The organism is Kushneria sp. EE4 (assembly GCF_977968315.1).
In genome coordinates this window covers 269,642-288,925 of sequence record NZ_OZ386212.1, presented here as the reverse complement: position 1 = coordinate 288,925, position 19,284 = coordinate 269,642, and the positions used below count along the sequence as shown (strand labels likewise).

Annotated in this window: 18 protein-coding genes; 4 read left to right on the top strand and 14 right to left on the bottom strand. The window is 62.5% G+C overall.

Annotation, left to right across the window (positions count from 1 at the left end):
* Window positions 1-255 precede the first annotated feature (255 nt).
* The 3 genes from argC to zwf all read left to right on the top strand — a co-directional run bounded on the left by argC (window position 256) and on the right by zwf (window position 3,806).
* Window positions 256-1,212, top strand: a complete 957-nt coding sequence (argC, locus tag ACXMYO_RS01365; RefSeq protein ID WP_457807568.1) for an N-acetyl-gamma-glutamyl-phosphate reductase — start codon at window positions 256-258, stop codon at window positions 1,210-1,212.
* A gap of 68 nt (window positions 1,213-1,280) precedes the next feature.
* Entirely contained in the window at window positions 1,281-2,108 is an 828-nt protein-coding gene (locus ACXMYO_RS01360) for an ion transporter (RefSeq protein WP_457807567.1), read from the top strand.
* 99 nt (window positions 2,109-2,207) lie between these two features.
* Entirely contained in the window at window positions 2,208-3,806 is a 1,599-nt protein-coding gene (zwf, locus tag ACXMYO_RS01355; protein WP_457807566.1) for a glucose-6-phosphate dehydrogenase, read from the top strand.
* A gap of 129 nt (window positions 3,807-3,935) precedes the next feature.
* Here the strand turns inward: zwf and ACXMYO_RS01350 are convergent, their stop codons facing one another.
* From ACXMYO_RS01350 to ACXMYO_RS01300, 11 genes are all read right to left on the bottom strand, one after another.
* The gene (locus ACXMYO_RS01350) at window positions 3,936-4,826 is read right to left on the bottom strand and encodes an NAD-dependent epimerase/dehydratase family protein (protein WP_457807565.1); all 891 of its coding nucleotides are present in this window, start codon (window positions 4,824-4,826) and stop codon (window positions 3,936-3,938) included.
* 113 nt (window positions 4,827-4,939) lie between these two features.
* Window positions 4,940-5,890, bottom strand: a complete 951-nt coding sequence (locus ACXMYO_RS01345; RefSeq protein ID WP_457807564.1) for a cyclodeaminase — start codon at window positions 5,888-5,890, stop codon at window positions 4,940-4,942.
* A 17-nt stretch (window positions 5,891-5,907) separates the two neighbouring features.
* Entirely contained in the window at window positions 5,908-6,900 is a 993-nt protein-coding gene (gene eutB, locus ACXMYO_RS01340) for a hydroxyectoine utilization dehydratase EutB (protein WP_457807563.1), read from the bottom strand.
* Window positions 6,901-7,011: 111 nt separating this feature from the next.
* Window positions 7,012-8,478, bottom strand: a complete 1,467-nt coding sequence (locus ACXMYO_RS01335) for an NAD-dependent succinate-semialdehyde dehydrogenase (protein ID WP_457807562.1) — start codon at window positions 8,476-8,478, stop codon at window positions 7,012-7,014.
* A gap of 267 nt (window positions 8,479-8,745) precedes the next feature.
* Window positions 8,746-9,720, bottom strand: a complete 975-nt coding sequence (locus ACXMYO_RS01330; RefSeq protein ID WP_438766270.1) for a glycine betaine ABC transporter substrate-binding protein — start codon at window positions 9,718-9,720, stop codon at window positions 8,746-8,748.
* A gap of 86 nt (window positions 9,721-9,806) precedes the next feature.
* A complete protein-coding gene (locus ACXMYO_RS01325) occupies window positions 9,807-10,502 on the bottom strand; it encodes an ABC transporter permease (RefSeq protein ID WP_457807561.1) in 696 nt (231 codons plus the stop codon).
* A complete protein-coding gene (locus ACXMYO_RS01320; protein WP_438766268.1) occupies window positions 10,481-11,116 on the bottom strand; it encodes an ABC transporter permease subunit in 636 nt (211 codons plus the stop codon). Before ACXMYO_RS01320 ends, ACXMYO_RS01325 begins: the two co-directional genes overlap by 22 nt.
* Window positions 11,113-12,273, bottom strand: coding sequence for an ATP-binding cassette domain-containing protein (locus ACXMYO_RS01315; RefSeq protein WP_457807560.1), 1,161 nt, complete (start codon window positions 12,271-12,273; stop codon window positions 11,113-11,115). The genes ACXMYO_RS01320 and ACXMYO_RS01315 overlap by 4 nt, the downstream gene beginning before the upstream one ends.
* A 60-nt stretch (window positions 12,274-12,333) precedes the next feature.
* Window positions 12,334-12,837, bottom strand: a complete 504-nt coding sequence (locus ACXMYO_RS01310; protein ID WP_457807559.1) for a cupin domain-containing protein — start codon at window positions 12,835-12,837, stop codon at window positions 12,334-12,336.
* 84 nt (window positions 12,838-12,921) lie between these two features.
* Window positions 12,922-13,638 carry a gamma-glutamylcyclotransferase gene (locus tag ACXMYO_RS01305; protein ID WP_457807558.1) on the bottom strand — a complete coding sequence of 239 codons (717 nt, stop codon included), beginning with the start codon at window positions 13,636-13,638 and terminating at the stop codon, window positions 12,922-12,924.
* A 141-nt stretch (window positions 13,639-13,779) separates the two neighbouring features.
* On the bottom strand, window positions 13,780-15,093 hold the full coding sequence (locus tag ACXMYO_RS01300) for a solute carrier family 23 protein (RefSeq protein ID WP_457807557.1): 1,314 nt from the start codon (window positions 15,091-15,093) through the stop codon (window positions 13,780-13,782).
* A 435-nt stretch (window positions 15,094-15,528) separates the two neighbouring features.
* Here ACXMYO_RS01300 and ACXMYO_RS01295 point away from each other — a divergent pair, with 435 nt between their 5' ends.
* Window positions 15,529-16,725: an NAD(P)/FAD-dependent oxidoreductase gene (locus ACXMYO_RS01295; protein ID WP_457807556.1), complete on the top strand. Its 1,197-nt coding sequence runs from the start codon at window positions 15,529-15,531 to the stop codon at window positions 16,723-16,725.
* Between the two features lie 47 nt (window positions 16,726-16,772).
* On the opposite strand, the gene ACXMYO_RS01290 is transcribed toward ACXMYO_RS01295, so the two are convergent.
* From ACXMYO_RS01290 to ACXMYO_RS01280, 3 genes are all read right to left on the bottom strand, one after another.
* Entirely contained in the window at window positions 16,773-17,288 is a 516-nt protein-coding gene (locus ACXMYO_RS01290) for a GNAT family N-acetyltransferase (protein WP_457807555.1), read from the bottom strand.
* Window positions 17,289-17,431: 143 nt separating this feature from the next.
* Window positions 17,432-17,686: a hypothetical protein gene (locus ACXMYO_RS01285; protein ID WP_115854732.1), complete on the bottom strand. Its 255-nt coding sequence runs from the start codon at window positions 17,684-17,686 to the stop codon at window positions 17,432-17,434.
* A gap of 160 nt (window positions 17,687-17,846) precedes the next feature.
* Window positions 17,847-19,283, bottom strand: a complete 1,437-nt coding sequence (locus tag ACXMYO_RS01280) for an FAD-dependent oxidoreductase (RefSeq protein WP_438766260.1) — start codon at window positions 19,281-19,283, stop codon at window positions 17,847-17,849.
* Window position 19,284: the final 1 nt, after the last annotated feature.

Below are 19,284 nucleotides of genomic sequence, written 5' to 3'. Positions count from 1 at the left end.
TGGCATGAAAGACTATAAGCCACGAGCCCCGTTTTTTCAGATGCTTTTTGTATAATCTGCGCCGTATTGAATGCCTGTCGATCGATGGCAGCGTCGCGCGTTTTTGGCCACCGGGGCCCTTGATTGCATGAATGACGCGCGCCTGAGCCGAGCCCTTTCAGGCGCCAACAGTGACAGGCTCTGGACGCACCGGCGCACGCAAGGCGTACAATGACGGATCAACGGCTTCATATCATTACTCCCGTGAGGTAGACCATGACGTTCAGGGTATTTGTGGATGGTCAGGAAGGCACGACCGGCCTGAGAATCTTTGACTATCTGCAGGCGCGCGAGGATATCGAACTGCTGCGCATCGCAAGCGATCGCCGCAAGGACCGGGACGAGCGCGCCCGCCTGATCAACCAGGCCGATGTCGTCTTTCTCTGCCTGCCGGATGAGGCGTCTCGCGAGGCCGCCTCGCTGGTCGACAACCCCGATACCTGCCTGATCGATGCCAGCACCGCCTTTCGTACCGACCCCGAATGGACCTACGGACTGCCGGAGCTGACACCGGGCCAGCGCGAGCGCATTCGCAAGAGCAAGCGCATCGCCAACGTGGGCTGTCACGCCAGCGCCTTTATCATGCTGGTCCGCCCGCTGATCGATGCCGGCCTGCTGCCGTCTGATTACCCCTTCTCGGCCTTTTCACTGACCGGCTACAGCGGCGGCGGCAAGAAAATGATTGCCGAGTTTGAAGCCGCAACGAACGGCTCGCTGGATGCCCCCCGCCCCTACGCCCTGACGCTTTCCCACAAGCATCTGCCGGAAATGCGCATTCATGGTGGCCTGGCGCGCTCGCCGGTATTCACACCGATCGTGGGCCACTTCCTGAAGGGGCTGTCGGTCAATATTGCACTTCAGTGCTCGCACCTGCCCGAGGGCACCAGCGCCGAGAGTATCACTCGCGCCTGGCAGGCCCACTACGACGGTTCCCCCTTCGTGCACGTGATGGCTGCACAGGACAGTGACGCGCTCGATGGCGGCTTTTTTGACGTCACCGCCTGCAATGACACCAATCGGGTCGATCTGTGTGTCTTTGGCAATGAGGAGCGGCTGGCACTGGTGGCGCGCATGGACAACCTGGGCAAGGGTGCCGCCGGTGCCGCCGTACAGAACATGAATATTCACCTGGGGCTTGAGGAAACCACCGGCCTGTCTTGCCGGGTCGAATAACCGTCTGCCTTTTGGCGCGCATCCAGCGCGCCTGAAGGCCACTCGTGGTCCAGCCGTGACGGAACCCCATGATGAAAGAGCGCGTCACCCCCTTTCAGCTGTTTGTTCTGGTGCTGTCGATCTATGTCATCACTGCCATGGCCGTCAGCATGCTGGTGGCGCTGCCCCCGGAGCTTGTCCGGCTGCTGCGGTACATGGACTACATTGTCTGCCTGTTCTTTTTCATCGATTTTTGTCAGCGCTTCTTTCGCGCCGAAAGCAAACTGGCCTATATGCGCTGGGGCTGGATCGATCTGCTGGCCTGTATCCCGGCCGGCCTTTTTCAGGGCGCTCGCCTGTTTCGCGTGGTGCAGGTGCTCAGAGTGCTGCGCGCGATCAAATCGATGGAGATGATCTGGCAGCTTTTGTTTCGCAACCGCGCCGAAGGCGTGTTCGCTTCGGCCGCCACCGCCACGGTATTGCTGGTGGCCTTTGGCGCCATCACCATGCTGATGGTGGAAAGCCCCAACCCGGCAAGCCCGATCGAGACGGCCGAAGATGCGCTCTGGTGGGCGATCGTGACCGTCACGACCGTGGGCTATGGCGATTTTTACCCGGTCACGACGCTGGGGCGGGTCGTGGCCGTACTGTTGATGATTGGCGGCGTCGGGCTTTTCGGCAGCTTTGCCGCCTATGTCGGCTCACTGTTCATCGCCGATGACAGCGAGCGCGAATCCCGCGAGGCGCGTGCCCAGCGCGACATGACCCGCGCCCTTCATCACCAGATTCGTGAACTGACCGGTGAAGTGCGCGAGCTGCGTGAGCGGCTGGACCACATGCACGACGCCCCCAGGCCCCCTTCCCTGCCTGATGAGAACGATCAACGCCCTGATCAAGACTCACGCCCCCGGTCTTGAAGGAAGGATGGGGCATAACGTCGCATTTGCATTACGCTTTATAAAAGGGGAGTGACGTGTTGCTCCCGGTCCACATGCACCCATGCACAAGGCGATGACATGACCCAGACCGACCATCAGCATCAAGAGGACGGGCAGCACCAGAAGGCGGCCCCACCGGCCGACGACACCACCATGTTCATCTTTGGCGCCAGCGGCGATCTGGTAAAGCGCCTGCTGGTCCCCTCGCTGTACAACCTGGACCGCGACGGTCTGCTCGACCGCGGCATGAACATTGTCGGCGTCGACATTGCCGATCATGACGACGACAGCTTTCGTGGCCATCTCAAGGATTTCATCGCCGACAAGGCCGCTGACAAGCATGCCGAAGGTGGCGGTCAGGAACTCGATGAAGACCACTGGCAGGATTTCGCCCAGCGTCTCCATTATCTGCAGGGCGATTTCACCGAGTCGGACATCTATGCCCAAATCAAGGCGCATCTGGACAACGCCACCAGCGACAACGCCATCTTCTACTGCGCCACCGCACCGCGCTTTTTTGGCGAGATCGCCACGCAGCTTGGCCAGACCGATCTGATGAAGGAAGGCGACAACCGCTATCGTCGCATGGTGGTCGAAAAGCCCTTCGGTCACGACCTTGAATCGGCGAAGGCGCTCAATGCTCAGCTTCTGGAGGTCATGAAGGAAGAGCAGATCTATCGAATCGATCACTTTCTGGGCAAGGAGACCGTGCAGAACATCCTGGTCGCCCGCTTTGCCAACGTGTTGTTCGAGCCCTTCTGGAACAATCACTACATCGATCATATCCAGATCACCGCCGCCGAGACCGTGGGCGTCGAGACACGCGGCAAGTTCTACGAAAAAAGCGGCGCCATGCGCGACATGGTACCCAACCACCTGTTCCAGCTGCTCGCCATGGTCGCCATCGAGCCGCCGGCCGCCTTCGGCGCCGACGCCCTGCGCAGCGAAAAGGCCAAGGTGCTGGGTGCCCTGCGCCCCTGGCCCAGAGAAGAGGTGCGCCAGAACTCGGTGCGCGGTCAGTATCGTGCCGGCACCGCCAGCGACAAGGAGGTTCCGGGCTATCGGGACGAGCCCGATGTCGCAGAGGACAGCAATACCGAGACCTATGTCGCCATGAAGATGATGGTCGACAACTGGCGCTGGGTGAACGTGCCCTTTTATCTGCGCACCGGCAAGCGGCTGGGCGCGCGCGATACCGAGATCGCCATCTGCTTCAAGCCGGCCCCCTACGCCCAGTTCCGCGGCACCGATGTGGACCGGGTGACCTCCAACTGGCTGATCATTCAGCTGCAGCCCAATGAAGGCATGTGGTTCGACTTTCAGGCCAAGCGTCCGGGGCCGGAGCTGGAGATGGATACCGTCAAGATGGGTTTCGCCTACAAGGACTTCTTCGACCTGCCCGCCGCCACCGGCTATGAAACCCTGATCTATGACTGTCTGACCGGCGATCAGATGCTGTTTCAGCGCGTGGACACGATCGAAAACAGCTGGCGCGCCGTTCAACCCTTTCTGGACGCCTGGGCCGAGGACGACAGCGTCGAGGGCTATGAGGCCGGCTCCGACGGCCCGCAAAGCGCCGACGACCTGCTCGAGCGCGACGGTCGCCAGTGGCACAAGATCGGCGAGGTTACAGGGCCGGGCGTGGCACCGGTGCCGGGCAGTTCAAGGCGGAAATAGTATTAATTGAGATGGTCGAACCCCTTTGATCAGGCAGAAGAAAAAGGGAGGACACGGCCCAGCCGCGTCCTCCCTTTTCATTGACCCTGAAAGCCGTAATGGCACGCTGGCGGCTTCCGGCAGGCTTTTCTACTGCCCCAGCTCGTCCCGCCAGGAGTGCTTCGGCGCGAAACCGACCAGACGACGCGCCTTCTCGTTGCTGTAAAAGGTCTCGAACTCGCCCATCTCGCGTTTGAGCGGTACCTCCGGGTAGAAACGCTCGATGACCTCGCGGTTTGTCAGACTCACCGATAGATCGTCATTGGCCACGTTGAACACCTCGTAGCCCAGACCATCCGTTTTCAGGCAGCAGTCGACCATCTGCCCCAGATCGCGGGCATCGATGTAGGCAAAGATGTTGCGACGGCGCAGAGCCGGGTCATCCATGAACGCCGGAAACTTCTCACGGTACTCATGGGGCTCGATCACGTTGTTGATGCGCAGGCCGTAGATATCGATGCCCGAGCGGGCCTGAAACGAGCGCGCGGTGACCTCGTTGACCACCTTGCTCATGGCGTAGCTGTCCTGCGGGACGGTGGGGTGCGCTTCATCCACGGGCAGGTACTCGGGCTTTACCTCGCCATCGGCAAAGCAGACCCCGTAGGTGGTTTCGCTGGAAGCAAAAATCACCTTGGGAATGCCCAGTCTGGTGGCGGCGTCCAGCACGTTATAGGTGCCCAGCGTATTGATGCGATACGTCTCGTTGTCGGGCCGGAGCAGGATGGCCGGTATGGCCGCGAAGTGGACGATGGCATCGTAGTGCGGCAAACCGGTGCCCGGTTCCAGCTCGTCATGACGGGCGTAGGCCTGACAGGCGTTGAACACCTGGCCTGCGTCGGTCAGGTCGGTGGTCAAATGCGCGATGCCGGGCGTGTCGGACGGCGCCCAGTCCAGGTTGGTGACCTGATGCCCCTGGTCGCGAAGATAAGCGCTCGCGTGGCGGCCGGCCTTGCCGCTGCCACCTGTAAACAGAATGCGCATGGGGTCTCCCGGTTGATGAAACAGTCATGACACCCTGGCAAGACGCGACTCGATGCGCCAGTGAGCAGGGCGTTCGCTTGACGCTGACAGGCCAAACCCGGACGCCCGGCGCGCTACGCCACCAGCCTTTGCAGGGCAAAGCCGGCAATCGCGGTGTCCTGCACGCCGGTGCCGGTCAGGTCGCACACCGTAATCTGATCACGCGTCGTGCGCGGTGACTGCCCCGAGGCGATGATTTGGCCCAACTCCATCACTTCGAAGGAAGGCGCCTTGCCAGCCCAGGCCTTGAGCTCGCCGTTGGTCTCGCTCTGGGCGCGGGTATCGGCCACGAAGGCATCGGCGCGCGTCATCACCGATTCGTCCAGTTCGCGCTTTTCCGGGCTGTCCGAGCCCATGGCGGTGACATGCACCCCGGCGGGCAGATACGAGGCGTCCAGCAGCGGGGATTTCGACGGCGTGGTGGTGATGATCACGTCCGCCTCGCGACAGGCGCGCTCGATCTCGCCATGGACGTTGACGGTCAGGTCGTCAAAGCGCTTTCGCATGCGCTCGGCGTACGCCTCGGCGCGGTCGGTATCGCGCGCCCAGACATCAACGGTGTCGATGTCGCGCACCAGCCTGAGCGCGGCAATCTGTAGCTCGGCCTGAACGCCCGCCCCAATCACGGCGGCGCGGCGGCTCTCGCTTCGCGACAGGTGCTTTGCGGCAATGGCACCGGCCAGCGCCGTGCGAATGTCGGTGAGATAGCCCTCATCAAAGAGCACCGCTTCCACCAACCCGGTTCTGGCCGAGAAGACGATCATCAGCCCGTTGAGACTCGGCAGGCCGATGGAGGGGTTGTCAAAAAACCCGGGACTGACCTTGATGGCGAAGCGGTCGTTGCCGCGAATGTGGGCGGTTTTGACGTCGACCTCGCCGTTGGACTCCTCGATCGCCATGGACAGAATCGGCGGCTGCACCACCTGCCCCTGTCCGAGCGCCCGAAAGCCGGCCTCGACGGCATCGAGTGCCGCGTGATCAAGCCGGACGACGTCCTGAATCTGCGTGCGATTGTAAAGCTCCATGCCCGCTCCCTGTGTCCTCAAATGATGGTTGATCCGTCGACCATGTGTTTGGCCCGCTGCCAGGTGGCCATGTCCACGCCGCTGCCGGAAACAATCAGCGCGACCTTCTCACCGCGAATGTCGATAGCATGCTCTTCAAGCGCTGCCAGCCCCACGACCGCTGCGCCCTCCACGAGCATCTTCTCGGTTTCCAGAAAGTGCACCATGGCGCGGGCGATGGCGTGCTCGCTGACCTGGCAGTGATCGGTCATCACCTCGCGCACCAGCGACCAGGTGCAGCGGTTTTCAAGGCCGATGCCGCCGCCGAGGGAATCCGCCAGCGTCTCAACCTCCTCGACCGCGACCGGGTGGCCGGCGGTCAGGCTCTCGATCATCGCCGCCCCTGCCATCATGCTCACGCCGGTCACCTGCACCTGCGGGTTGATCGCCCGCACGGCGCGGCCGATGCCGCCCAGCAGGCCGCCGCCGGAAAGGCCGACCAGCACCCGATCAAGCCCGGGGACATCTTCCATCAGCTCAAGACCAATGGTGCCCTGCCCGGCCACGATCAGCGGATCATCGAAGGGCTCGATCAGCGTCATGCCGTCGTCTTTCACCAGCCGGCGCGCTTCCACGAAGGCATCATCCTGACTGCGCCCGACCGTACGCACCTCGGCGCCCAGCGCCTCGATGGCGGCCACCTTGTTGGCCGGCACCAGCTCCGAGACACAGATGATGGCGCGCGCCCCCAGCCGGGACGCCGCCCAGGCCACCGCCCGGCCGTGGTTGCCGGTCGAGGCCGTGGTCACACCGCGTGCCAGCGTCGCCTCGTCCATCGCGGCAATAGCGTTGAGCGCGCCTCGAAGCTTGAAGGCGCCGCTGGGTTGCAGGGTCTCGAGCTTGAGATAGACCTCGGCGTCAAAGCGATGGGACAGCGCCACGGACTTCACCAGCGGCGTTCTGGCTGCCTGCCCCGCCAGGCGTGCGCGGGCCAGATAGATATCATGCAGGGTGACGGGATGGCAGTTCATGGGGCTCTCGGTCGATAAAAGGCGGATGCGCCACGGTCTTTCACTCTGGCACCGTTCACCCTGGCGCATGGGCCGGAACGCTTCAAGGCGGCCCGATTCAGCCATGGCGGCTCAGCTTCCGGACGGGCCCGGCATGTTGCCCAGACAGAAGTACTTGGTGTCCAGATACTCCTCCAGACCCTGTGCGCCGCCCTCACGACCCAGCCCCGACTGCTTGACCCCACCGAAGGGAATCGGTGCGCCGGTCATCTTCAACGTGTTGACGCTGATCATGCCGTACTCGAGCCCGCGCATCATCTTCCAGAGGCGCTTGACGTCGTTGCTGTAGACATAGGCCGCCAGCCCGTATTCGGTGTCGTTGGCCGCCGCCACGACGGCCTCGTCGTCATCAAAGGCGCACACGCCAGCCACCGGCGAGAAGGTCTCCTCGCGAAAGACGCGCATCTCCGGGGTAATGTCGGCCAAAAGAGTTGGAATGAAAAAATTGGCCCCCGGCGCCATCGACTGATTGCCGGCCATCAGCCGGGCGCCCTGATTCACGGCGTCCTCGACAATGGCGTTCGCTGCCTCCACGGCCCGACGATGGATCAGTGGGCCGATATCGACCTCCATCATGCCGCTGCCCACCTTGAGCGCCTTCATGTGCACGGCAAAACGCTCCAGAAAACGGTCATGGATACGCCGATGCACGAAGATGCGATTGGCCGCCAGACAGTCCTGACCGGCGGTCTGAAACTTCGCCGCGACCGCGTCACGGGCCGCTTCATCGACGTCGACATCCTCACAGACGATAAAGGGCGCGTTGCCGCCCAGCTCCAGCGACATGCGCTTGACGCTGCCGGCGCTTTGACGCATCAGCAGCTTGCCCACCCGCGTGGAGCCGGTAAACGAGATCGAGCGTACCCGACTATCGGTGCAGAGCACCTCCGAGACCGTGGCCGGCTCGCCGGTGACCACGTTAAAAACGCCCGGTGGAATGTCGGCGCGCTCGGCAAGCTCGGCCAGCGCCAGTGCGGTGAACGGCGTTTCGTTGGCCGGCTTGACGATCACCGGACAGCCCGCCGCCAGCGCCGCGCCCGCCTTGCGGGTAATCATCGCCAGCGGAAAGTTCCACGGGGTGAACATGGCCGACACGCCTACCGGCTCCTTGAGGGTGCCCAGCATGGCATTGGGGATATGACTCGGAATCGTCACGCCGTAGGCACGGCGCGCCTCTTCGGCAAACCACTGAATGAAGCTGGCGCCGTAATCGACTTCACCGCGAGCATCACGCAGCGGCTTGCCCTGCTCCAGCGTCATTAGATGGGCCAGGTCCTCGCGGTGCTCATGCAACAGCTGGTACCAGCGATGAAGACGCTGGCCGCGGGCCTCCACCGACAGCGCCCGCCAGCCGGCAAAGGCGCGCTCGGCCGCTGTCACGGCGCCGGTGATCTGTTCAGCGTCGAGCAGCGCACAAAACCCCAGGGTTTCGCCGTTGGCCGGGTCCAGCACCACCTCGTCGCGGTTGCTGGTGCCGGCCGTCCATTGCCCGTTGATATAGGCCAGTTGACGAAAAAGGCGTGGATCGTTGAGCTGCATGTCACCTCCCGGACGCGAACGCGTCATGGATGAGCGTCTACCGGCAGACGCTGAAGGCGCTGCCGCTACCTGACTTACAGCGTGACAGATCCGGTGATCGTCTTTTTTCTGTCCCGGCACCGGCCATCGGCAATTTTTTTCCTTGTGGGTGGTGCAACCTGGCATTTTTTTGGCTGATGGCGGTGCAGCGTCCGGCAAAACAGGCCCCTGCAGACACAAAAACGCCGCCCCGAAGGGCGGCGCGATCAGCCACGGTAGAGCCCGCGTTTAATTCGCAGTCTGGCTGTCGTTGTCCATGTGCTCATCGACCCACTCACCGGCGACCTCGGCCGGGTCGGCCTTGTCGATCTCGACGCGATGGTTCATGGCCTGCAGATCCTGCGTGGACAGTGCCGCGGAGACGCGATTGAGGCTGTCACGCATCTCATCGGTCAGCGCCTCGCTACGCCCGATCGGCACGATGTTCTGGGCCGGTTCCAGATCCTTGTCATCCACCAGTGCCACCCAGTTGTTCTCGGCAATCGCGCCCTGAGAGGAGAACATGCGCGCCACGTCGATATCACCATTGGCCAGCGCCCCGCGGGTCAGCGGCCCGCCGGCATCGAGTGAGCGAAAACCGGCAAACTCGATGTCATAGACCCGCTTGAGACCGGGAATGCCGACATCGCGCGTGCGCGTTTCCGGCGGCCCGCCCAGCGTCAGCTCTCCGGAGACCGGGGCCAGGTCGGAAAAGGTTTCAAGGCCGTACTGGTCGGCGGTCTCACGCGTGACCACCAGCGCATCACGATCCTCGGCCGGTGAAGCGTCCAGCGCCTCGAGCCCGTCAGGCAGGACCTCGCGCAGGGCCGTCATGACATCCTCACTGTTGCGAGCATCGACATGTGCCTCATCCTGATCGAGATAGGTCATCAGTGCGCCGGTATAGTCCGGCAGCAGATCGATTTCGCCATTGGTCAATGCCGGAAACACGACCTCACGTGAGCCCAGATTGAGGCGGGTGTTGACGTTGACGCCGTCACCACGCAGCACGTCGGCGTAGATATTGGCCAGAATCAGCTGTTCCGGGAAGTTGGTCGAGCCGATGGTCACACTGGCCTGATTGCCGCTGTCGTTTTGTGCGGTGGTATTGTCGTCGGCCTCGTTATCGCCGTCCGAGCACCCGGCGAGCGCTGCCAGCGCCAGTGCGCCAAGTCCCAGCTTCCAGCTGCCGGTCATGTTCATGGTCGTGATCCCTTTTGTCATGATGTGCCTTTCCTTGTCTTCAATCGTTGGCCCTGTCGATTCTGGCCCAGACCGGCGCCTTGTGCACCCTTGTTGCACGCACCCCGTTATTGCAGCCCTTTGGCCGTAATCAGTTTTTGAAGCCCTGCAAACAAAAGCTCGGTCATGATCGCAAGCACCGCCACCAGGATGGCCCCCACCAGCACCTGGGCGAGATCGCGCACAGCCAGACCGTCAATCAGATAGCGGCCCAGCCCGCCCAGGCCCACGTAGGCGGCAAGCGTCGCCGTGGACATTACCTGCACGGCGGATGTGCGCACCCCCGCCATGATCAATGGCATGGCAATCGGCAGTTCCACCTGCCACAGCCGCTGCCAGCCGGTCATCCCCAGCGCCACGGCCGCCTGGCGCACGGCCGGGTCCACCTCGCGCATGCCCACGAAACTGTTGGTCACCATCGGCGGGATCGCCAGCGCCACCAGCGCCACGATGATCGGAATGACGCCGTAACCGACCAGCAAAAAGACCAGGATGATCACCCCGAAGGAGGGAATGGCGCGACCGATATTGGAGATATTGATCGCCATCAGCCCGCCGCGACCGCTGTGCCCCAGCCCGATGCCGATGGGCAGTGCGATGGCGGCTCCGATCAGCGTCGAAATCAACACATAGGTCACATGCTCGAGAACGTGTTCGGGGATACTGCCGGGGCCCTGCCAGTTCACGGGCTGGGAGAACCAGTCGATCACGCCCGCCAGCAGACTCATGAAGTCACTGTTCATCAGCGCACCCCTCGCTGCCATGGCGTCAGCCAGTACAAGATGCCCACCAGCGCCAGATCCACGGCCACTGCCAGCACCACCGACAAAACAAAGCCGATAATCAGAGGCGTGGCAAAGCTCAGGGTAAAGCCAGTGATGAACAGCTGCCCCAGCCCGCCCTGGCCGATCAGCGCGGTCACCGTCACCATGCCGATGATGGTCACCGCCGCAATGCGAATGCCGGCCACAATCACCGGCAGCGCGATCGGCAGCTCCACGGCAAACAGCCGCCGCGCCGGTGTATAACCCAGCGCCCGCGCGGCCTCCCGCACGCTGGGCGACACACCGCGCAGGCCCTGAACGATATTGCGAAACAAAATCAGCAGCGTATAGATGGTCAGACCGATCAGCGAGGTCGCCATCGAAAGCCCCGTAAAGGGCATCAGCAAAATGAACAGCGCCAGCGAGGGAATGGTGAACATCACGCCGGTGACGGCCAGCGAGGGCCCATAAAGACGCGGCCAGCGCACGGCCAGCAGCGCCAGCGGAAAGGCGATCAAAAAGCCGAACAAAAGCGCCAGGCCGACCAGCTGCACATGCTGCAACAGTGCCGCCGTGATCTGCGAGCTGTTGGAGGCCACCCAGCCCCAGTTCATGACAGCCGCCTTGTCAGCTGCAGCTGATCGATCACCCCCACATAACGCCCCTGGGCGTTAAGCACCGGCATGACCTCGCCGGGCGAGCTGATCAGGGCATTAAGGGCGCTTCGCAGATTGTCGTGTAGATAGAGGCGGTGACGCCAGGCCTTGAGCGGCAGGGCATCGATCCGGGCCTGAGGGTCGGCCTGCTTGAGCGTGTCCCAGTCCAGCCAGCCCAGCGGCGCGCGCTGCTCATCGAGCACCACGATGCCGCTGCTGCCGGCCTGCTGCAGATAGCTGCGCGCCCTGGCCACGATCTCGTCTCGCGGCGCGGTCAGCCCGGCATCCAGCGCCAGACTGTCCAGGCGCTCCAGCGCCAGGCGCCGCAGTTCGCGATCGGCCCCGATGAAATCGACCACGAAATCGCTCGCCGGTGCCGATAGAAGGCGTGCCGGTGTATCAAACTGGGCAAGCTTGCCGCCCTGGGCAAAGATCGCCACCCGATCGCCGAGCTTCATCGCCTCGTCAATATCGTGGGTCACCATCACGATGGTCTTTTGCACCCGGCGCTGCAGGCTCAAAAACTCCTCCTGCAGATGCGAGCGCACGATGGGGTCGACCGCGGCAAAGGGCTCATCCATCAAAAGAATCGGCGGGTCGGCGGCCAGCGCCCGCGCCAGCCCCACGCGCTGCTGCTGTCCGCCGGAAAGCTGATGCGGATAGCGCCTGGCGAGCGCCTCATCAAGGCCCACCAGCTCGACCAGCTCGGCGACGCGTTCGCGAATGCGGGTCTTGTCCCAGCCCAGAAGGCGCGGCACGACGGCAATATTGTCGGCAATCGTCTTGTGCGGAAAGAGCCCCGAATGCTGCATCACATAGCCGATCTGGCGGCGCAGTCGTGTGGCATCCACCGACATCACATCGCGCTCACCGATCAGAAGCCGCCCCTCGCTCAGCGTTTCCAGTCGATTGATCATGCGAAGCGTGGTGGTCTTGCCACAGCCCGACGGGCCGACCAGCACGGTCAGCTCCCCGGCCGGCAGGGTCAGATCCAGTGACTCGACCGCCACCGTGCCATCGCTGTAGCGCTTGGTGACCCCCTCGAACACGATGGCACTGCTGTCGTGCGTATCCCGATCCTGTGCGCCGGTGCGTTGGCGATGCTCGTTCGTCAACGACGTATCCTCCTGGAATGAACAAACACGCCGCGAACCGGCGACGCGCTATCAATATAGTCAGCGCCAGTCACTTGCCACACCGCCCGCCTCTCCGGCGACCGGATCAAGCGCCGGACGCGACAGCGATGCGATACGCGCTTTCACGGCGGGCGTATTATCGCCGCTGCGGCAGATGTCCCAGTCCGACTGCCCGCGCGGATAGCCGGCCGTCACGGCAAAGTCGTTGCTGGCACTGATACGACAGTGCCCGGTACCGGCCGGCAGCACGATGACATCGCCGGCGCTGACCTCGATGTCTTCACCGCGCTCACCGCCCAGACGCAAGGTCGCAGCGCCGGCGTAGACCCCCAGTACCTCATGAGCCGTGCTGTGAAAGTGATGGTAGTCAAACACCCCACCGCGCCACTGAACGGGCCAGTCGTTTTGCTGGAACAGGGCTTCGAACATGTCTACCAGTGTCTGGCCGCTGTCTGCGATCATGGCGCGATAGACAAGTGTGGGATAGGCGCTGTTGGGAATATTGCCATCATCCTGAAAAAAAAGGGTCTGGGGCTTTTTCATGCATGCTCCGGGGATCAGGTATCAATGGCCATAACGGGCAAGTACAGCAGGAAATCGATCGGCATGCGATCCCCCGTATTCACCCTAACGCGAGCGGAGCGTACGATTATGGGCATGCACGGCGCGCTGAATGCGTCCCAGATAGTTATCCTCGATGCCCAGATCCTTGAGTCCGGCGACCGTGTTGTCCAGATACTCAAGGCAACTGCCCAGCACGCCGCTGGCCCGGGCCAGCCGGCCAAAGATGTCGGCATCGGAAAGACCGGGTAGATAGCGCGGATGGTCGGGGTTGGCAATAAAGGCAATGCCCGGCAGCTCGCCCGCCTCACTGGCCAGCGTTACCCAGCGCGGCATGTAGGCGCCGGTGAGCATCTCACGGCGCCAGACCAGCAACAGTTCATGCGCCAGGTGCTGCTCGCTGACCCGCAGCGCCATGCCTTCACTGTCACCGCCGGGCACCAGTGCCAGCATCAGTCCCGGGCACTCCGGCGTGCCGCGTCCGTGCTCCAGATTCAGGCAGAAGTCACGATGATAGCCTTCAAGGCGCACGCGACGTCGTTCTTCGATCTCGATGCACGGATTCCACACCAGCGAACCGTAGGCAAACAGATACACGCCGTCGATCTGCTCGGCACAGGGCGGTCGATGGGCCAGCATCTCATTGATCGAGTCGCGAAAGGTCTCGTTGGAGACCAGTGTCTCCTGCGGATGATGCTTTTCATAGTGGGCGCGCAACCGGTCGGCCTCGAGCACTTCGCGCGTCATGGCCAGCGGTCGTTCATCGTCAGGCTGTTCGTTCATAAGGCGCCCCGGTTCGTGTCGGTCATCTCATCCAGCCTAACGCGCCAGGCCCGTGAAAACGAAAGCACAACATGTGATAACACCGGCCTTGCGCGCTGGATGCCGGAGAACACATCGGGGCGCGTCTGATCAGGGCAGACGTCAGTGCCCATCTTCCAGCGCCTTGCGCGATGTGCCACGACGCAGGATGGCATGCAGGATCACCGCCCCGAAGGTGGCCGTGCCGATGCCATCGAGGGTGAACTGACCAAGGTTCAGCGAGAAGTTGCCGGCACCCAGCACCAGCGTGACCGCAACCACGATCAGGTTGGCGTTATCGCCCAGGTCCACATTGTTTTCGATCCAGATGCGCGCACCGGCCACGGCGATCAGACCAAAGACCACGATCGAGGTACCGGCCAGCACCGGCTCGGGAATGGTCTGAATGACGGCCCCGAAGCGCGGCGAAAAGCCCAGCAAAATCGCAAAGCCGGCGGCGGCGACGAAAATCAGCGTCGAGTAGACCCGGGTAACCGCCATCACACCGATGTTCTCGGCATAGGTGGTCACGCCGGTACCGCCGGCCGACCCGGAGAGCATGGTCGCCAGCCCATCGCCCAGAAAGGCGCGACCGATATACGGGTCCAGATTGCGCTGCGTCATGGCCCCGACCGCCTTGATATGCCCCAGGTTCTCGGCCACCAGGATCACCGCCACCGGTGCGATCAAAACGATCGCATGCGCGCTGAACGTGGGCGCCGTGAAGCCTGGCCACCCGAACCAGGCGGCGCTCGAGATCACCGAAAAGTCGATCGGCGTGCCCAGGCCCAGCCCGTTGGTGACCACGGCGTAGAGGATATAGGCCGCCACCAGCCCGACCAGAATCAAAAGCCGCTGCAGCATGCCGTGGGTGAATACCGCCGCCAGCCCGACGCAGAGCACCGTGACCAGCGCCATGATGCTGTCAAAGCTGGAATCCGCCACGCTTGAAACGGCCACCGGCGCCAGATTGAGCCCGATGGTCATGACGATCGCCCCGGTCACCACCGGCGGCAGCAGCACCTCGATCCAGCGCGTGCCCAGCCCCATTACGATCAGCCCGACCAGGGCATAGATCGCTCCGCAGGCAATGATGCCGCCCAGCGCCAGGCCGATATTGGGGTTGCCGCCGCTGCCGGCGTAACCAGTGGCGGCAATCACCACGCCGATAAAGGCAAAGCTCGAGCCCAGATAGCTCGGCACGCGCCCGCCCACGATCAGAAAAAACAGCAACGTACCGATACCGGACATCAAAATGGCCAGATTGGGATCAAAGCCCATCAAAAGCGGCGCCAGCACGGTTGAGCCGAACATCGCCACCGCATGCTGAATACCCATGACCAGCGTCTGGCCGGCGCTGAGGCGCTCATCGGGCGCGACCAGCCCGCCCTTGCTGGCGTCAGCCGGGTGCCAGCGTGGAAACCAGGATTGTGCCATCTCTTGTCTACTCCAGCCGTGTCATCAAATGCCATCCGGCGCGCATTCTACCGCCCCGGGCGTCGGGATGCTCCCCTGCGGCCCGAGACAGGACCAGGCACCGGCCATCCTGGCGAACGACACTGCCGGGCGACTGACCGGTCGACACGACCCGCCAGGCTGACAGGGGCGCCATGGCGAAGCAAGTGCTTCACGATCTCCACCACACTAAAAAAAAACGGTATAAAATACAGCCCGTTATCGAGTCAGCACTCCCGTCGGCCATGGCCGGCCTCAGAGGCAACGATAGAGCGGGCGCAGATGCCCATCCGGCCTCCCTGATATCGAGGGGGTTATGCCCGACAGACCCACCCGTCCTGAACTACGCTTGAGCTATCAGGTTTGCCGGCTGGAGGCCGGCACTGCACTCAACGCATTTCACGACAGGGAGTCGATATGCAACGCCATGATTATCTGATCATCGGAGGCGGCATGGTGGCCGCCAACGCCGTCAACGGTATCCGCGAGCACGACGACCGGGGCAGCATTGCCATTCTGGGCGCCGAGCCCAACGGCCCCGTCACGCGCCCCGCCCTTTCCAAGAAGCTCTGGACCGACCCCGAGTTCACTTATGACAAGATCTGGATGTCGCCGGAGCAGGACGAGCACACCACGCTCTACACCGACACCCGTGTGGAAAGCATCAACCGTGACGAAAAGACCGTGACCACGGCCTCGGGAGAAGTGCACGGCTATGGCAGGCTGTTGCTGGCCACCGGCGGCACGGTTGTGACGCTTGATGACCTGCCAGCGGGCGATCGCGTGCTCTATTTTCGCACCGTGCGCGATTACGACCGCCTGTATGAGCTTTCAGGCGGGCAACGCCATATCGTGGTCGTCGGCGGTAGCTATATCGGCACCGAAATTGCCGCCGCGCTGGTGCAAAACGACACGCAGGTGACGCTGGTCTATCCCGAAGAGGTGCTGGGCAGCAAAATGTTCCCGCAGTCGCTGGCCAGCTGCTTTCATCAGGCCTATCTGGACCAGGGCGTCAGGCTGCTGGGCGGTCGCAGCGTCGAGACCGGCAGAGTCAGCGGTGACAGTGTGACCCTGTCACTGGATGATGGCAGCACGCTGGAAGCCGATGCCGTAGTGTTTGGGCTGGGCGTGACGCCCAACGTCGAGATTGCCGAAAATGCCGGCCTTGAAGTGAATGAAGGTGTGGTCGTCAACGAGCGGCTGCAGACCGCTGACGAGGCCATCTTCGCCGCCGGCGACGTCGCCTGCTATCCGGACCGGATTCTGGGCCGCCGTCGCATCGAGCATGTCGATCATGCCAACCAGTCCGGCATGAGCGCGGGCCGTATCATGGCCGGCAGCGGTGAAACCTACGACCACACGCCGTATTTCTACTCCACCGTGTTCGACATGGCCTACAAGGCCGTCGGCACGCTCGACAGCTCGCTTGAGACCATCGAAGACTGGGCCACCCCGCAGCAGCAGGGCGTGGTGTATTACCTGGACAACAAACAAGTGAAGGGCGTTTTGCAGCTCAACATGGACCCGGAAAAGCTTGAAGACGCTCGCCGGGTACTGGCCGATACCGCTGAGCAGAGCGAAGAGACGCTGATCGGGCGCATCGAAATCGCCTGAGCCGCCGCATCCATAAGCGCCTGTCGGCCGACAGGCGCTCGTGTTCGTTAAAGCATCAGGCGCATGATGTAGTCGGTATCCACGACGTCTCCCATTCGAAAGTCGTGGGTACCTGTAATTTCAAATCCCATGGCCTTGTAAAATGCAACGGCGCGATCGTTGTGTTCCCACACTCCCAGCCAGACAAAGCGGCTGCTGTAAGCCCGGGCAACTGCCATCGCCTTGTCAAAGAGCACCCGGCCATGCCCCTGGCCCTGAAATGCCTTGAGAAGATAGATTCGCTCGATTTCGATGCCGCCGTCTTCCTGCGCTTCGGTCTGTGCCAGCCCATGGTTCATCTTGAGATAGCCGGCGACGTGACCGTCCACCTCGAGCAGCCAGAACCCTGACTGCGGGTGGCCGATCTCCTTTGTCACGACGCTGATATTGAACGCGCGATCAAGATATTGTGTCATGACATCGGCGTCATGATGGCTCTCAAACGTCTGGCGATAGGTTTCACGTCCGATGGCCGCAACCCGTGATGCCTGCGCCAATCCACACTCTGTGACAATGACGGCCATGCCTTTTCCCTGCGCGATTCAGTATTGTCGGCAAGAGAGTAACCCCTGCCCTGATCGACGGCATCCCTGAGTCTCCACCATGACCATTAAAAAAACGGGCGCCCTGATCACAGGACGCCCGTTTTTACGGCCCGACGAGACGTTTAGAGGCTCAGGCGGCTGTCTTCGAGCTTTGAAATTACAAGCTTCGAGCGGCGCTCGATTTCCTCGAGCATGCCGGCGCACTCATCGGACATGCCGCTGTCGCGAATCTCGGCCAATGCCAGCAGTGCCTTGAGCTGGCTGCTGGTGTCCAGCGCCTTGTTCTGATCACCGTCGTTGTTGCCCATGACATGATCTTCCAGTTCACGCATATGGTTATTGGCCTGATCCAGAATATTGCGTTCCAGCCTGATCATGTTCTTTACCCTTGTCCGTTCGTTGCAGTGTGTCGCGAGGGCGCCACTGTATAGATTTGGCGGCGCACATACCACCGGGGCGGGCGCCAACACGCCCGGTTTCAGAACAAAAAAGGGGCACCGGCACAGCGGCCGACGCCCCTGCTGCCTCCGGTCGCGATCAGACCGCCAGGTAATCCAGAATGCCCTCTGCCGCCTGGCGCCCCTCGAAAACAGCGGTCACGACCAGATCCGAGCCACGGACCATATCGCCCCCGGCAAAGATCTTTTCGTTGCCGGTCTGATAGGCAAAGCGACGCATTTCCATGTCGCCCTTTTCAGGCGCCAGTACACGACCGCGCTCATCGATGTCGACGCGATGGTCACTGTACCAGTCCACCTCATGGGGCTGGAAACCAAAGGCCACCACGACCGCTTCGCACTCGATGACCTCTTCGGAATCCGGGACCACCTCGGCGCGTTGACGGCCGTTGTCGTCCGGGTCCCCCATGCGGGTGCGCACGACCTTGATGCCTTCAACCTTACCGTTCTCGCCGATGACGGCAATGGGCTGACGATTGAAGAGGAACTCGACGCCCTCCTCGCGAGCGTTTTTCACCTCGCGCCGCGAGCCGGGCATATTGGCCTCGTCGCGACGGTAGACGCAGGTCACCTCATCGGCCCCCTGACGCAGCGCGGTACGGTTGCAGTCCATCGCCGTATCGCCGCCGCCGAGCACTACCACCCGCTTGCCCTTGAGCGAGACGAAGTCGGTGGCCGAGTCCGAAAAGCCCAGATTGTGGTTCACGTTGCCGATCAGATAGTCCAGCGCCTTGTAGACGCCGTCGAGCTGCTCGCCGGGGAAGCCACCTTCCATGTACTTGTAGGTGCCCATGCCCATGAACACGGCATCGTACTCGCCCAGAAGATCGGTGATCGCAACGTCAGTACCGATATTGACGCCCAGGCGGAACTCGACACCCATCTCCTCGAACACCTTGCGACGGCGCTGCATGACGTGCTTTTCGAGCTTGAACTCGGGGATACCGAAGGTCAAAAGCCCGCCGATTTCCGGATAGCGGTCATAGACCACGGGTTTGACACCGTTGCGTACCAGCACATCGGCGCAGCCCAGACCTGCCGGGCCGGCCCCGATGACGGCCACGCGCTTGTCGGTCCACTCAACGCCGGTCATGTCGGGACGCCAGCCCATCGCAAAGGCCGTATCGGTGATGTATTTCTCGATCGAGCCGATGGTGACCGCGCCAAAGCCATCGTTGAGCGTGCAGTCGCCTTCGCACAGGCGATCCTGCGGGCAGACGCGCCCGCACACTTCCGGCAGCGAGTTGGTGCGGTGCGAAAGCTCCGCGGCCTCCAGAATGTTCCCTTCGGTGACCAGTTTCAGCCAGTTGGGAATGTAGTTGTGGACCGGGCACTTCCATTCGCAGTACGGATTGCCGCAGTGCAGGCAGCGATGCGCCTGGCTTGCGGCGTCGCGCGGGCGATACTCTTCATAGATCTCGCCGAACTCCTGCACGCGCAGGTGCGCTTCCTTTTTCTTCGGGTCCTGGCGACCCACATCGATAAACTGAAAATCGTTGGAGAGCTGTTCTGCCATG